Genomic DNA, 15,165 nt, shown 5'->3' on the forward strand with positions numbered 1-15,165 from the left:
CCCTTACTGCGCCTGCACGCGCAGCTCAGCTGCGCTACGACTACGGTGACCCAACAGTGCTTTGACATCGCTGGACTTTGGTTTTACCAGAGCAAACCGGGTGGAGAATTCCGGCCATCTGGCGAGGATCTCTTCTCCGCGCTGGGAGCCGGTGAGCTGCACGTGCTCGGTAATCAGCCCGCGCAGGTGCTCCTCGTGAATGGCCAGCGAATCGACGTACAGCACTTCGACCAGCTCCGGGTTCACGCGCTTGCGGAAATCGCCATCTTCATCCAGCACGTAGGCAAAGCCGCCGGTCATCCCCGCGCCGAAGTTGACGCCGGTTTTACCCATGACGCAGACGATACCGCCGGTCATGTATTCACAGCCGTTGTCGCCGATACCTTCAACGACGGTGATGGCGCCGGAGTTGCGCACGGCGAAGCGTTCGCCCGCGCGCCCTGCGGCATACAGGCGGCCGCCGGTCGCGCCGTACAGGCAGGTGTTGCCGATAATCGTCGCTTCGTGGCTGCGGAAGGCAGAGCCTACCGGCGGACGAATGGCAATCAGCCCGCCCGCCATGCCTTTGCCGACGTAGTCGTTGGCGTCGCCGGTGAGGTGCAGCTCTACGCCGCCGGCGTTCCACACGCCGAAGCTCTGGCCCGCGGTGCCGCTAAAGTGGGCCTTAATCGGGTCGGAAGCCAGGCCCTGATCGCCGTGGCTGCGGGCGATGTAGCCTGACAGCGACGCGCCCACCGAGCGGTCGGTATTGCGAATATCAAACCAGAAGGTTTTGCTCTGCTTCTCATCCACGAAAGGCTTCGCCTGCTGTAGCAGCTGGGCGTTGAGCACGCCGTTGTCAAACGGCGGGTTGCTTTCGGTGCAGTGCAGCGCCTTGCCTTCGTGCGGCGTAGCGGTCTCCAGCAGCTTCGACAGGTTCAGCTTCTGCTGTTTGGCGGTGAAGCCGTCCAGCACGCTGAGCAGATCGGTGCGGCCAATCAGATCCACCAGCCGCGTCACCCCCAGCTCGGCCATCAGCTCGCGGGTTTCGCGGGCGATAAACTCAAAGTAGTTGGTCACTTTGAACGGCAGACCGTGATAGTGGTTTTTACGCAGCTTGTCGTCCTGGGTTGCTACGCCGGTGGCGCAGTTGTTCAGGTGGCAAATACGCAGGTATTTACAGCCCAGCGCCACCATCGGGCCGGTGCCGAAGCCAAAGCTCTCGGCGCCGAGAATAGCGGCTTTGATAATGTCGACGCCGGTTTTCAGGCCGCCGTCCACCTGCAGGCGGATTTTATGCCGCAGGCCGTTGGCGACCAGCGCCTGCTGGGTTTCCACCAGCCCCAGCTCCCACGGACAGCCCGCGTACTTCACGGAAGAGAGCGGGCTGGCGCCGGTGCCGCCGTCGTAGCCGGCAATGGTGATTAAATCCGCGTAGGCTTTCGCCACGCCGGTGGCGATAGTCCCGACGCCGGGCTCGGACACCAGCTTCACCGAAATCATCGCTTCGGGATTGACCTGCTTGAGGTCGAAAATCAGCTGGGCCAGATCTTCAATCGAGTAGATATCGTGGTGCGGCGGCGGTGAAATCAGGGTTACACCCGGTACCGAATAGCGCAGCCTGGCGATGTACGGCGTGACTTTATCTCCCGGCAGCTGCCCGCCTTCTCCCGGCTTGGCGCCCTGAGCGACTTTAATCTGGATCACGTCGGCGTTAACCAGATAGGCCGGCGTTACGCCGAAGCGCCCGGAAGCCACCTGCTTGATGCGCGATACTTTATTGGTGCCGTAGCGGGCCGGATCTTCGCCGCCTTCGCCGGAGTTTGAGTTACCTCCGATGCCGTTCATGGCCTCTGCCAGCGCTTCGTGGGCCTCGGGGCTCAGCGCGCCAATGGACATCGCCGCGGTATCAAAGCGCTTAAACAGTTCCTGCGCCGGTTCTACGTCGCTGACATTGACGGCTTCCTCACCCGGTTTAATGGCGATCAGATCGCGCAAGGTAGCGGCAGGGCGCTCGTTGACCAGCTTCGCATATGCCTGGTAGTCGCTGTATTCCCCGCTCTCCACCGCCTTTTGCAGCGTGCGCACCACGTCCGGGTTGTAAGCGTGATACTCGCCGCCGTGAACGTACTTGAGCAGGCCGCCCTGGGGCAGCGGCTTGCGCACCAGCCAGGCCAGACGGGAGAGATTTTGCAGATCCTGCTGGAAATCTTCAAAGCCGGCACCGCCGATGCGGCTGATAACGCCCTGGAAGCAGAGTCCGGCGACATCATCGTGCAGGCCAACCGCTTCGAACAGCTTCGAGCAGCGGTAGGAGGCGATGGTCGAGATGCCCATTTTGGACATGATCTTGTACAGGCCTTTGTTGATGCCGTTGCGGTAATTCAGCATCACCTGGCGATAGGCCTTTTCAATGACTTTGCCATCCACCAGCTTCGCCAGCGTTTCGTAGGCCAGATACGGATAGATAGCCGTCGCACCGAAGCCGAGCAGCACGGCAAAGTGGTGCGGATCGCGGGCGCTGGCGGTTTCGACAATGATGTTGGCATCGCAGCGCAGGTTCTTATCCACCAGACGCGTCTGGATGGCGCCTACCGCCATCGGTGCGGGCACCGGCAGGCGATTTTTGGCGATGTTGCGATCCGAGAGCACCAGCAGCACGGTGCCGTCGCGCACCATTTGCTCGGCGGTGTTGCACAGAGTCTTGATGGTCTCTTCCAGCGTGGTCTGGCCCGCGTCGAAAGTAATATCCAGCGTGTCGGCGCGATAGTGCGGATCGTCGATGGTGGTGAGCTGCCTGAAGTCGGAGTAAAGCAGGATCGGCGACTTAAAGGTCAGGCGGTGCGCCTGGCCTTCCGCTTCGCAGAAGACGTTCATTTCACGGCCGATGCTGGTAGCGAGCGACATCACGTGCGCTTCGCGCAGCGGATCGATAGGCGGGTTGGTCACCTGGGCGAACTGCTGGCGGAAATAGTCGTAGATGATGCGCGGCTGGCTGGAGAGCACCGCAAACGGCGTATCGTCGCCCATCGAGCCGACCGCTTCCTGGCCGTTTTCACCGAGCACGCGGATGATCGCATCCAGCTCTTCGGCGCTGTAGTTAAACTGTTTCTGGTAGCTGGCCAGCGTGTCGTCGTCCATGACCCGGCTGCCGACGTCGGCGTCGGGCAGATCTTCGAACGGTACCAGCCGGCGGACGTTTTTCTCCATCCACTCTTTATAAGGATGGCGGATTTTCAGATCGTAGTCGGTTTCCGCCGAGTGCAGAATGCGGCCCACGCGGGTATCGATAACCATCAGCTCGCCGGGGCCGACGCGGCCTTTTTCGACCACTTCATCCGGCTGATAGTCCCAGATGCCCACTTCGGAGGCGCAGGTGATGAGCTTATCTTTGGTGATCACGTAGCGCGCCGGGCGCAGGCCGTTACGGTCGAGGTTACAGGCGGCGTAGCGCCCGTCGGACATAACGATGCCCGCCGGACCGTCCCATGGCTCCATGTGCATGGAGTTAAAGTCGAAGAACGCCCGCAGATCCGGATCCATATCCGGGTTGTTCTGCCACGCCGGCGGCACCAGCAGGCGCATGGCGCGCACGATATCCATCCCGCCCGCCAGCAGCAGCTCGAGCATATTGTCCATCGAACTGGAATCGGAGCCGGTTTCATTAACGAACGGCGCAGCGTCGTGCAGGTCGGGGATCAGCGGCGTCTGGAACTTATAAGTACGGGCGCGCGCCCACTGGCGGTTGCCGGTAATGGTGTTGATTTCACCGTTGTGCGCCAGATAGCGGAACGGCTGGGCCAGCGGCCAGCGCGGTACGGTATTGGTGGAGAAGCGCTGGTGGAACAGGCAGATGGCCGATTCCAGACGCAGATCTGCCAGGTCCAGGTAGAAGCGCGGGAGATCCGCCGGCATACACAGACCTTTATAGATGTTGATCAGATTGGAGAGGCTGCAAACGTAGAAGTCTTTATCCTGCTCAAGACGCTTCTCGATGCGGCGGCGGGCGATAAACAGCCGGCGCTCCATATCGCGCGGGCGCCAGCCCGCCGGGGCGTTGACAAAAATCTGTTCGATGCGCGGCAGCGAGGAGAGGGCCACTTCACCGAGTACGCCTTCATTGGTAGGCACTTCGCGCCAGCCCACAATAGACAACGTTTCGCGCTGCAGCTCTTCTTCGACAACGGCGCGGGCCGCGCTGGCCAGCACCGGATCTTTATTCAGGAACAGCATGCCGGCGGCATAGTTTTTAGCCAGCCGCCAGCCGCGCTCTTCGGCAAACATGCGGAAAAAACGGTCCGGCTTTTGCAGCAGCAGGCCACAGCCGTCGCCGGTTTTGCCGTCTGCCAGGATTGCGCCGCGGTGCTGCATACGCGCCAGCGCGTGAATGGCGGTTCGCACAACTTTGTGGCTAGGTTCGCCTTCTATGTGGGCGATCAGGCCGAAACCACAGTTATCTCTCTCAAGAGACTTATCGTACAACATATCAGTGAACCTCCCCAGGCTCTACGGACGCACTCTGGTACCGACGCGCGCGGGCGCAAAAAGGGCGGCGGGGCGTGGGCCACGCATTCGCCCTCTTACAATCCATTCGTATCGGTAAACAAGTATTCGGACTTGCTTCAGAGGGAATCTCAATTACTGCATAAATATGATGAGCAGACTGCTCATCGAGAAAGCTTCCAGCGGATCCTCAAGTTATCGGGAATATTCACGCAGGTCAAATGGCAATCTTATTTATGCAAATATGTGCTAATCATTATCTAACTTTATGATTATTAATATGTTGTAGCGGTTTTGATATTGAATTTATCCCTTCGCGATGGCTGGAATTATGTGATCTGTCTCACTGTATGAGTGCCTCATAATTAATGATCTGTGCTAATTAGCTTTTTATTGGTAGTTTATTATTCTGAGACTCGCTGCAAACCCGCATCATGTCACTGTTTTGAAGCATTTTGAGGATTAGTGAAAAAAGCGCATTGAGCATAAGTAAAAGTAATTACATTGGCGATGAATGAAATTGCGGTTATCGTGACTGATTATTCATGTTGAATAGGGGCTGGCGCGGCGCTTGATCCAGGTCATCGCCGTAGAAGGGTAAAAATGGCAGTCTTGGCCCCTTTCCCCGGGGCGGCCTCTCAGATTATGCAGTTACAGAAATTAGTCAATATGTTTGGCGGCGATCTCGTTCGCCGCTACGGCGAGAAAGTCCACAAGCTGACGCTGCACGGCGGCTTTAGCTGCCCCAACCGCGACGGCACCATTGGGCGCGGCGGCTGCACTTTCTGTAACGTGGCGTCATTCGCCGATGAGGCGCAGCAGCATAAGTCTATCGCCGAGCAGCTGGCGCACCAGGCGCACCTCGTTAACCGCGCCAAACGCTATCTGGCCTATTTCCAGGCCTATACCAGCACCTTTGCCGAAGTGCAGGTGCTGCGTTCGATGTATCAGCAGGCGGTAAGCCAGGCGAATATCGTCGGGCTCTGCGTCGGTACGCGCCCCGACTGCGTTCCCGAAGCGGTACTGGATTTGCTGAGCGAATACCGCGAGCAGGGTTATGAAGTCTGGCTCGAGCTGGGCCTGCAGAGCGCGGAGGATAAAACCCTGCGCCGCATTAATCGCGGGCACGACTTTGCCTGCTATCAGCGCACTACCCGCCTGGCGCGGGCGCGCGGGCTGAAAGTCTGTGCTCACCTGATTGTCGGTCTGCCGGGGGAAGGGCAGGAGGCGTGCCTGCGGACGCTGGCGCGCGTGGTGGATACCGGCGTGGACGGCATCAAGCTGCATCCGCTGCATATCGTCACCGGCAGCACGATGGCGAAAGCGTGGGAAGCAGGGCGCCTGAACGGGATTGCGCTTGAGGACTACACTCTTACCGCCGGCGAAATGATCCGCCATACCCCGCCCGAGGTAATCTATCACCGGGTTTCCGCCAGCGCCCGCCGTCCGACTTTGCTGGCGCCGCTGTGGTGCGAAAACCGCTGGACCGGGATGGTTGAGCTGGACCGCTACCTGAACGCGCATGGCGCGCAGGGTTCGGCGCTGGGGCGCAGCTGGCAGGGCTAGATCTCCTCTCTTACCGCTCTTCTTCGGGCGGCATTGCTCATGCCGAAAAATCGGCCACGCCGCAATTTTCCGCACAACCTTCAACGCGTTGCTCAGAATTGGGTATTATTGAGCGATGTTGTGGTGAAGGAAACTCCTATGAAGCAAATCCGTAAGCTTGCCCAGTACTATGTGGATCTGATGATGAAGCTCGGCCTGGTGCGCTTTTCCATGCTGCTGGCGCTGGTGCTGGTGGTGCTGGCAATTGTGGTCCAGATGGCGGTGACTATGGTGCTTCATGGCCAGGTCGAGAGCATCGACGTTATCCGCTCTATCTTTTTCGGCCTGCTCATCACGCCGTGGGCGGTCTATTTTCTTTCAGTGGTGGTCGAGCAGCTGGAGGAGTCGCGCCAGCGCCTGTCAAATCTGGTGCACAAGCTGGAGGAGATGCGCGACCGCGACCTGAAGCTTAACGTGCAGCTAAAAGACAACATCGCCCAGCTCAATCAGGAGATAAGCGATCGCGAGAAGGCCGAAGCCGAGCGCCAGACGACTCTTGAACAGCTGCGCATTGAGATGCAGGAGCGCGCCGAAACCCAGATCCAGCTTGAACAGCAATCCTCTTTCCTGCGCTCTTTTCTTGATGCCTCACCGGATCTCGTTTTCTATCGCAATGAAGATAAAGAGTTTTCCGGCTGCAACCGCGCAATGGAGTTGCTGACCGGCAAAAGCGAGAAGCAGCTGGTTAACCTGAAACCGCAGGATGTTTACTCACAGGAAGCAGCGGCCAAAGTTATCGAGACCGACGAGAAGGTCTTTCGCCACAACGTCTCCCTGACCTACGAGCAGTGGCTGGATTATCCTGACGGCCGCAAGGCCTGCTTTGAGATCCGTAAAGTACCCTACTATGACCGCGTTGGTAAGCGCCACGGCCTGATGGGCTTTGGGCGCGATATTACCGAGCGCAAGCGCTATCAGGATGCGCTGGAGCGTGCCAGCCGTGATAAGACGACCTTTATCTCCACCATCAGCCACGAGCTGCGCACGCCGCTGAACGGTATCGTGGGCCTGAGCCGGATCCTGATGGATACCGAGCTGACCGACGAACAGGAAAAGTACCTCAAAACGATCCACGTTTCGGCGGTGACGCTGGGCAATATTTTCAACGATATTATCGATATGGATAAAATCGAACGCCGCAAGGTGCAGCTGGACAACCAGCCGGTGGATTTTACCGGCATTCTCACCGATCTGGAGAACCTCTCCGGTCTGCAGGCGCAGCAGAAGGGCCTGCGCTTTGTTATGGAGCCCACGCTGCCCCTGCCGCATAAAGTGATCACCGACGGCACGCGCCTGCGGCAGATCCTGTGGAACCTTATCAGCAACGCGGTCAAATTTACCCAGCGCGGCAGCGTGACGGTGCGCATCCGCTACGAGCCGGGCGAGATGCTGCGCTTCGAGGTAGAAGACTCCGGTATCGGTATCCCGCAAGAAGAGCAGGATAAGATCTTCGCCATGTACTACCAGGTGAAAGACAGCCAGGGCGGCAAGCCCGCCACCGGTACCGGTATTGGCCTGGCGGTATCCCGCCGCCTTGCCAAAAGTATGGGCGGCGACATTACCGTCGCCAGCCAGCCGGGCAAAGGTTCCGTCTTTACGCTCACCGTTCACGCGCCGGCAATTGCCGAAGAGGTGGAAGATACCCTCAGCGAAGACGATATGCCGCTGCCGGCTCTGCACGTGCTGCTGGTGGAAGATATTGAGCTGAATGTCATTGTCGCCCGCTCGGTGCTGGAGAAGCTCGGCAATACGGTAGACGTGGCGATGACCGGCAGCGCGGCGCTCGAGATGTTCTCCCCCGGCGAGTACGACCTGGTGCTGCTGGATATTCAGCTGCCGGACATGACCGGTCTGGATATCTCCCGGGCGCTGAAACAGCGCTATCCATTGGGAGACCTGCCGCCGCTGGTGGCGCTGACCGCGAACGTGCTGAAAGATAAAAAAGAGTACCTCGATGCCGGGATGGACGACGTGCTCAGCAAGCCGCTGGCAGTGCCTGCCCTGACGGCAATGATTCAGAAATTCTGGGATACCCGCAATGATGAGGAGTGCAGCATGAAAGAGACGGACAGCAGCAAAGCACAGGGCGTACTGGATACCGATATGCTTGAGCAGTATATCGATCTGGTGGGGCCGAAGCTGATTACCGATGGGCTGGCGGTGTTTGAAAAAATGATGCCGGGGTATCTGGCGGTGCTGGAGTCCAATCTGACCGCCCGGGATCAGAAGGGCATCGTCGATGAAGGGCATAAAATTAAGGGCGCAGCAGGCTCGGTCGGGCTGCGTCATCTACAGCAGCTGGGACAGCAGATTCAGTCTCCGGACTTGCCGGCGTGGTGGGATAACGTGGGTGAATGGGTTGAAGAGATGAAAACCGAGTGGCAGCAGGATGTCGCGACGCTCAAAGCCTGGGTTGCGGCGAAGTAGAAAAAAATGACCCCGGCCAGGCCGGGGTGCGCGAACGTTGCGCCAACACCAGGGAAATCGTAGCCGCGCTTAATCATTATAAATGTTTTAGGCGCGCGCAGCCGGTGAAGGAATAACACGAAGATAAAGATAGCAAAGCATAGACCATTTGTTACATAAATCAGTAAAATATGTGAAGCGAGGCTGTTTAGTAAAATTATTAATTTGCATATTGCCAGACTATAGGGGAGACGCGAAATGAAGAAGATTGGCGTAGTGCTGAGCGGATGCGGCGTTTACGACGGCAGCGAAATACATGAGGCGGTCATTACGCTGCTGGCCATCGCCCGCAGCGGCGCGCAGGCGGTCTGTTTTGCGCCTGATGTCGGCCAGTCCGATGTGATTAACCACTTGAGCGGTGAAGCGGTTGCGGAGCAGCGTAATGTGCTGCAGGAGTCCGCCCGCATTGCCCGCGGCGACATTCAGCCCCTGAATCAGGCCCGGGCCGACACGCTGGACGCGCTGATTGTGCCGGGCGGGTTTGGTGCGGCGAAGAACCTGTGCACCTTTGCCACCGAAGGCAGCGAATGCCGGGTTAATGAAGAGCTGAAAGCGCTGGCGCTGGCTCTGCACGAGGCAGGCAAGCCGCTGGGCTTTATGTGCATTGCGCCCGCGATGCTGCCAAAAATCTTTGATTTCCCGCTGAGGATCACCATCGGCACTGATATTGATACCGCTGAGGTTCTGGAAGAGATGGGCGCCGAGCACGTTCCCTGCCCGGTGGACGACATTGTGGTCGATGAGGATCATAAAGTGGTCACCACGCCGGCCTATATGCTGGCTCAGAACATCGGCGAGGCGGCGTTCGGTATTGAAAAGCTGGTGGCGCGCGTGCTGGCGCTGGCGGATGCGTAAGCGGCCTTTCCGGGCCGGCGTGCTGAAACGCACGCTGGGCAAGGTGCTGCTGGCGCTGGCGGTTATCTGGGGCGGTGGTATTTTGCTGCTTCGCTTCGTACCGGTGCCTTTCTCGGCGGTAATGGCCGAGCGGCAGCTTGGCGCGTGGTTCAGCGGCGATTTCGGCTACGTTGCGCATTCCGACTGGGTGAGCATGGATAACATCTCACCGTGGATGGGGCTGGCGGTGATTGCCGCAGAAGATCAAAAGTTTCCCGAACACTGGGGCTTTGACGTCGACGCTATCGAGCAGGCGCTGGCCCACAATGAGCGCAGCGAGCGACGGGTTCGCGGCGCATCCACGATCTCTCAGCAGACGGCAAAAAATCTATTTCTGTGGGACGGGCGCAGCTGGGTGCGTAAAGGGCTGGAGGCGGGGCTAACGCTCGGCATGGAAGCGGTCTGGAGCAAGCGCCGCATTCTGACGGTCTATCTTAATATTGCCGAGTTTGGCGACGGGACTTTCGGCGTAGAGGCGGCCTCACAGCGCTATTTCCACAAACCGGCGAGCCGGTTGACTCAGTCTGAAGCGGCGCTGCTGGCGGCGGTATTACCGAATCCCATTCAGTACCGGGCCGGTGCGCCCGATCGCTATGTGCGCAACCGCCAGGCGTGGATAATGCGGCAAATGAACCAGCTCGGCGGCGAGGAATTTATGACTCGCCACCGGCTGCGCTAGATCAGGCAGGCGCGTTGAGCGAGGCTGAAGCGCCAGTCTTTCCCTGAGAGCTGCTGCTTGCCGTAAGCGCGTTTCGTAGCGCCGGCTGCTGGAGGAAACGCTGCCACAGGCGCTCCTGTTTGCGGTGGCAGAACCAGGCGGACCAGGTGGCCACGGGCAGAAACGTGCTTTCACCAATGTTGTCGCACACTACCGGCACCACTTCCGATTCGCTGATGCGCTGGCACAGAATATTCTGCGGCTTCAGCGTCATCGTCACGATGCGGTTCTTGTACAGGTATTGCTTCAGGGCTTTTAGCAGAGTACGCAGCGTCCGAAAATCCTCTTCGTAGCGGCAGTTTTCAGCGAACTCGGTCAGCGTGATTGAAGGCTTTCCGTCAAAGTCGAGAATAGCGTCGTACACATAGCCAGTGCCGCAGTCGGTTTTTACCGTTCCGTAATAACGGGGAAGCCCGCGCCAGTCCTGCAGGCGGCGCGACAGGTGACGGTAGTAGCCCAGTTCGCGTTTGATTTCTTTATCACCGCCACTTTCGCTGTTGTATACCACTTTGATGCAGCGGGCAGCGTCTGTCGGGTGCTGATAGCACTTGCGATGTCTGCCCGTGCCGAGCGGCGTGGTGTCAGATAAATAGATCATGGGCTCTCCCTTTAGGTTTATTCCTGGATACGGGAGTAAATTTAACTCAAATTGTCACCTTAAGGTTTTCTTAATATTTATATGAAGTGTAAAAGAGCACTTTTCGTACATTTCTTTGCGTAAAAGCAAAAAAAAACGCCTCGCGGCGTTTTCTTGTAATTCACAGGATCCACTCAGCTAATCTTCATCAAATCCGGCGTTGAACAGCGCGATCACCGCGTCCATAACTTCCTGCTCCTGCGGGCCTGTGGCGACAATCTCAATCTGGCGGCCTTTTGCCGAATCCAGCATCAAAAGCGCAATAACGCTGCTGGCCTCGGCTTCGGTACCTTCATCGTTGCGCAGCAGCACTTCGGCATCGTATTCCTGCACCAGCTCGAACAGCTTCATGGCCGGACGCGCGTGCATGCCTAACCGGTTGGTGATCTCAACAGTATGCTTAACGGTCATGATTTGCGTTTTTCCAGCGTTCTGTGGCGGGACTGGACGTTCTTGCCGCGGGAGCGGAAGTAGTCCGCAAGCTGTTCAGCGATGTAGACCGAGCGATGCTTGCCGCCGGTGCAGCCTACCGCAACAGTTAAATAGCTGCGGTTGTTGGTTTCCAGCATCGGCAGCCAGAGTTCAAGATAGCTGCGTGTCTGGTAGATGAAATTGTGGACCTCGGTGTGCCGGTCGAGGAAGGCAGCGACCGGCTTATCCAGCCCGGTCATCGGGCGCAGTTTCGGATCCCAGTGCGGGTTAGGCAGGAAGCGCACGTCAAACACGTAGTCTGCATCAATGGGGATGCCGTGCTTGAAGCCGAAAGATTCAAACACCATTGTTAGTTCGCGCTCGCGCTTGCCCAGCAGGCGGGTACGCAGCATTTCAGCCAGCTCGTGCACCGACATTTCAGAGGTGTCGACAATCAGATCCGCCCGGGAACGCAGCGGTTCCAGCAGGTCGCTCTCCTGATCGATGGCACTTTCCAGCGATAAGTTTTTGCTCGACAGAGGGTGCAGGCGGCGTGTGTCGCTATAGCGGCGAATCAGTGTATTGCGATCGGCATCGAGAAACAGCAGCTGTGGGGAGAAGTCGTCCGGCAGATTTTGCATCGCCGTTTCGAAGATCTCCGGCGATTCCGGCATGTTTCGCACGTCGATGCTGACGGCGGCGGAGATCTGGCGATCGGCGAGGCTTTTCGCCAGCTCCGGCAGCAGGACTACCGGCAGGTTGTCCACGCAGTAAAATCCCATATCTTCGAGCGCGCGCAGGGCAACGGATTTACCCGAGCCCGAGCGACCACTGACGATCATCAGAACCATGCGCTGTGACTCCTCCGTGTAATACCGCTATCGTTATACGTCGTCATGTTCGCCTTCTTCGCCAGTGATGATCTCATACAGTTCCTCATCGCTTTGCGCATTACGCAGGCGGCGGCAGATGGTTTTATCCGCCAGGCGCTTGGCCACCAGAGACAGCGTGTGCAGGTGCGTTTTGGTCTGGTCGGCGGGGACCAACAGGGCAAATAGCAGATCAACCGGCTGATTATCAATGGCGTCAAAGGCAATTGGTGTTTCGAGCTGCACAAATACGCCCACCGCGCGCAGCGTATCCTCTTCGAGCTTGCCGTGAGGAATGGCGATGCCGTTACCAATACCGGTACTGCCCATTTTTTCACGGGTCAGTATTGCTTCAAAAACTACCTGCGGGGGCAGGCTCAGCTGCTTGGCGGCCAGCTCGCTGATAATCTCCAGCGCGCGCTTTTTGCTCTGGCAGTGAACGCCGCTGCGGGTGCATTCCTGGTTAAGAACGCTGCTCAGTTGCAGAGCGGGATCGTTGTTCATCATAATTTCACCTGCGTGTCGTCCGGCCCGGCGAACCTGCCGGACGAACGCCTGGACAATTAGTGTTGTTTTAGTTTGTCTTTGTGCTTATTAAGCTGCCTTGCCAGTTTATCGATAAGTCCATCGATAGCGGCATACATATCCTGCCCTTCCGCACTGGCGTGGATTTCACCGCCGTTAACGTGCAGGTTGGCGTCCGCGATATGGGTCACCTTCTCCACTTTTAACACCACGTAGACCTGATTTATCCGTTCGAAAAACTGCTCCAGCTTGGCAAACTTGCTGTTGATAAAGTCGCGCATGGCTTCAGTAATTTCGACGTTATGGCCAGTGATATTGAGCTGCATAGTGTCTTCCTTATCGGTTGAGTCAGACCAGCTGTTTACGCTGGTTAGACGGCGGGATGGATAAAGACTCTCGGTACTTTGCAACAGTGCGGCGCGCCACCATGATACCCTGTTCGGACAGCAGGGTGGTCAGCTTACTGTCGCTCAGCGGTTTCGCGGGATTTTCCGCGGCAATTAATTTCTTGACCAGCGCGCGGATCGCCGTAGAAGAGGCTTCTCCGCCGCCTTCGGTACTCACGTGGCTGGAAAAGAAATACTTAAGCTCAAAAATGCCCCGTGGGCTGTGAAGGTATTTCTGCGTGGTCACGCGAGAAATGGTGGATTCATGCATCTCGACGGCCTGAGCGATGTCCGCCAGCACCATCGGTTTCATAAACTCTTCGCCCTGATCGAAGAACGCCTGCTGCTGCTCCACGATGCAGCGGCTAACCCGCAGCAGCGTATCATTGCGGCTTTCCAGGCTTTTAATCAGCCACTTGGCTTCCTGAAGATTGCTGCGAATAAACTGATTATCGGTATCGTTGCGCGAGCTGTTGCACATTCCGGCATAGTGCTGATTAATCTGCAGGCGCGGAATGCTGTCGGCGTTAAGCTCGACGGTCCAGCGATCCTTGATTTTGCGCACCAGCACGTCGGGGATGACGTACTCCGGCTCGCCGGTCTGAATCGACTGGCCCGGGCGGGGATCGAGGGACTGGATCAGGTTGACCGCCTCTTTAAGCACTTCTTCCCGCATGCGCGTGACGCGCATCAGGCTGCGAAAGTCGTGATTGGCGAGCAGATCCAGGTGATGGCTGACGATAGTCCGGGCTTCGGTAAGCCACGGCGTATCGCTGGCATACTGAGAGAGCTGGATAAGTAGACAATCGCGCAGATCCCTGGCGGCAACGCCAATAGGATCGAATCGCTGAATGCGCTTGAGGACGGCTTCCACCTCTTCAATGTCCAGCTCATCGTTGCCGATGCTTTCCAGAATATCTTCCAGCGGTACGGTCAGATAGCCAGTGTCGTCCACCGCATCCACGATAGAAGTGGCGATCGCGCGGTCAATATCGGAAAACGGCGTTAGCTCCACCTGCCACATCAGATAATCCTGCAGCGTTTGGGTGGTTTCGCCCTGGTAAACGGGCAGCTCGTCGTCCTGGTAATCGGTGCCTGTGCCGGACGGCGTGCCGGCGGTATAAATCTCATCCCAGCTGGCGTCAAGAGGCAGCTCTTCCGGCATCTCTTTCTGTTCAAGCGCATCGACGCTGTCGAGAGTTTCACTGTCGACGCTTTCCTGCGACTCAATTTCGTCGTGAAGATCGGTTTGCTCCAGCAGGGGATTGCTTTCCAGCGCCTGTTGAAGCTCCTGCTGAAGTTCCAGCGTCGAGAGCTGCAGCAGGCGAATGGCCTGCTGCAATTGCGGCGTCATGGCGAGCTGTTGGCTAAGCCGTAGTTGCAAACCTTGCTTCATAATCAGAATCAATTTCTCCGGGCAGAACGTCGTTAATCACTACCCTATCAGAGTCTGAAGTCTTCCCCAAGGTACACGCGCTTAACCTGCTCATCCTGCAGGATCTGCTCCGGCGTGCCGTGGGCAATCAGGTGGCCCTGGCTTACGATGTACGCGCGTTCACAGACGGCGAGCGTCTCACGAACGTTGTGATCGGTGATAAGCACCCCGAGTCCGCTGTCGCGCAGGTGCTCGATGATGCGTTTAATGTCGATAACCGAGATAGGGTCAACCCCGGCAAAGGGTTCATCCAACAGGATGAATTTGGGATTGGCCGCCAGCGCGCGGGCGATCTCCACGCGGCGGCGCTCGCCGCCGGAGAGCGACTGGCCGAGGCTGTCGCGCAGGTGCTCAATGTGGAACTCTTCCATCAGCTCGTTAGCGCGATCGGCACGCTGTTCGCTGCTGAGATCGTCGCGGATCTGCAGAACGGCCATCAGGTTGTCGTAGACGCTCAGGCGGCGGAAGATGGAGGCCTCCTGCGGCAGGTAGCCGATGCCGCGGCGCGCGCGGGCATGCAGCGGCAGGAGGCTGATGTCTTCGTCGTCGATGATGATGTTGCCCGCGTCACGCGGCACGATGCCCACCACCATGTAGAAGGTCGTAGTTTTACCCGCGCCGTTTGGGCCCAGCAGGCCAACAATTTCGCCTGAATTCACCGTCAGACTGACATCTTCAACGACCCGGCGGCCCTTATAGGCTTTCGCCAAATTTTTTGCAGTTAATGTTGCCATAGC

The 15,165-nt window shown here is 57.9% G+C and carries 12 protein-coding genes; 4 read left to right on the forward strand and 8 right to left on the reverse strand.

Features of this window, described 5'->3' with window-relative positions; genetic code table 11:
* Window positions 1-3 precede the first annotated feature (3 nt).
* Window positions 4-4,464, reverse strand: coding sequence for a glutamate synthase large subunit (gltB, locus tag QZ766_RS17675; RefSeq protein ID WP_297204638.1), 4,461 nt, complete (start codon window positions 4,462-4,464; stop codon window positions 4-6).
* Window positions 4,465-5,127: 663 nt separating this feature from the next.
* Between gltB and QZ766_RS17680 the strand changes: the two genes are divergently transcribed.
* From QZ766_RS17680 to mtgA, 4 genes are all read left to right on the forward strand, one after another.
* Window positions 5,128-6,048 carry a TIGR01212 family radical SAM protein gene (locus QZ766_RS17680; RefSeq protein ID WP_297204641.1) on the forward strand — a complete coding sequence of 307 codons (921 nt, stop codon included), beginning with the start codon at window positions 5,128-5,130 and terminating at the stop codon, window positions 6,046-6,048.
* Between the two features lie 138 nt (window positions 6,049-6,186).
* Entirely contained in the window at window positions 6,187-8,514 is a 2,328-nt protein-coding gene (gene arcB / locus QZ766_RS17685) for an aerobic respiration two-component sensor histidine kinase ArcB (RefSeq protein WP_297204645.1), read from the forward strand.
* Between the two features lie 237 nt (window positions 8,515-8,751).
* Window positions 8,752-9,408 carry an isoprenoid biosynthesis glyoxalase ElbB gene (gene elbB, locus QZ766_RS17690; protein WP_297204646.1) on the forward strand — a complete coding sequence of 219 codons (657 nt, stop codon included), beginning with the start codon at window positions 8,752-8,754 and terminating at the stop codon, window positions 9,406-9,408.
* The gene (mtgA, locus tag QZ766_RS17695) at window positions 9,401-10,126 is read left to right on the forward strand and encodes a monofunctional biosynthetic peptidoglycan transglycosylase (RefSeq protein WP_297204648.1); all 726 of its coding nucleotides are present in this window, start codon (window positions 9,401-9,403) and stop codon (window positions 10,124-10,126) included. Before elbB ends, mtgA begins: the two co-directional genes overlap by 8 nt.
* Before the next feature lies 1 nt (window position 10,127).
* Here the strand turns inward: mtgA and yrbL are convergent, their stop codons facing one another.
* From yrbL to lptB, 7 genes are all read right to left on the reverse strand, one after another.
* On the reverse strand, window positions 10,128-10,763 hold the full coding sequence (yrbL, locus tag QZ766_RS17700) for a PhoP regulatory network protein YrbL (RefSeq protein WP_297204650.1): 636 nt from the start codon (window positions 10,761-10,763) through the stop codon (window positions 10,128-10,130).
* 177 nt (window positions 10,764-10,940) lie between these two features.
* Window positions 10,941-11,213 carry a PTS phosphocarrier protein NPr gene (npr, locus tag QZ766_RS17705; protein WP_297204652.1) on the reverse strand — a complete coding sequence of 91 codons (273 nt, stop codon included), beginning with the start codon at window positions 11,211-11,213 and terminating at the stop codon, window positions 10,941-10,943.
* Window positions 11,210-12,064: an RNase adapter RapZ gene (gene rapZ, locus QZ766_RS17710; RefSeq protein WP_297204654.1), complete on the reverse strand. Its 855-nt coding sequence runs from the start codon at window positions 12,062-12,064 to the stop codon at window positions 11,210-11,212. Before rapZ ends, npr begins: the two co-directional genes overlap by 4 nt.
* A gap of 33 nt (window positions 12,065-12,097) precedes the next feature.
* Window positions 12,098-12,589 (reverse strand): PTS IIA-like nitrogen regulatory protein PtsN, encoded by a 492-nt coding sequence (gene ptsN, locus QZ766_RS17715; RefSeq protein WP_297204657.1) that lies wholly within the window; start codon window positions 12,587-12,589, stop codon window positions 12,098-12,100.
* A gap of 56 nt (window positions 12,590-12,645) precedes the next feature.
* Complete coding sequence (gene hpf / locus QZ766_RS17720) at window positions 12,646-12,933, reverse strand: ribosome hibernation promoting factor (protein WP_297204660.1); 288 nt, start codon at window positions 12,931-12,933, stop codon at window positions 12,646-12,648.
* Window positions 12,934-12,955: 22 nt separating this feature from the next.
* The gene (rpoN, locus tag QZ766_RS17725) at window positions 12,956-14,389 is read right to left on the reverse strand and encodes an RNA polymerase factor sigma-54 (protein ID WP_297204663.1); all 1,434 of its coding nucleotides are present in this window, start codon (window positions 14,387-14,389) and stop codon (window positions 12,956-12,958) included.
* A gap of 47 nt (window positions 14,390-14,436) precedes the next feature.
* Window positions 14,437-15,162, reverse strand: coding sequence for an LPS export ABC transporter ATP-binding protein (gene lptB, locus QZ766_RS17730; RefSeq protein WP_297204665.1), 726 nt, complete (start codon window positions 15,160-15,162; stop codon window positions 14,437-14,439).
* Between the last annotated feature and the right edge of the window lie 3 nt (window positions 15,163-15,165).

It is taken from the genome of uncultured Pluralibacter sp. (assembly GCF_913775985.1).
GTDB lineage: Bacteria > Pseudomonadota > Gammaproteobacteria > Enterobacterales > Enterobacteriaceae > Pluralibacter.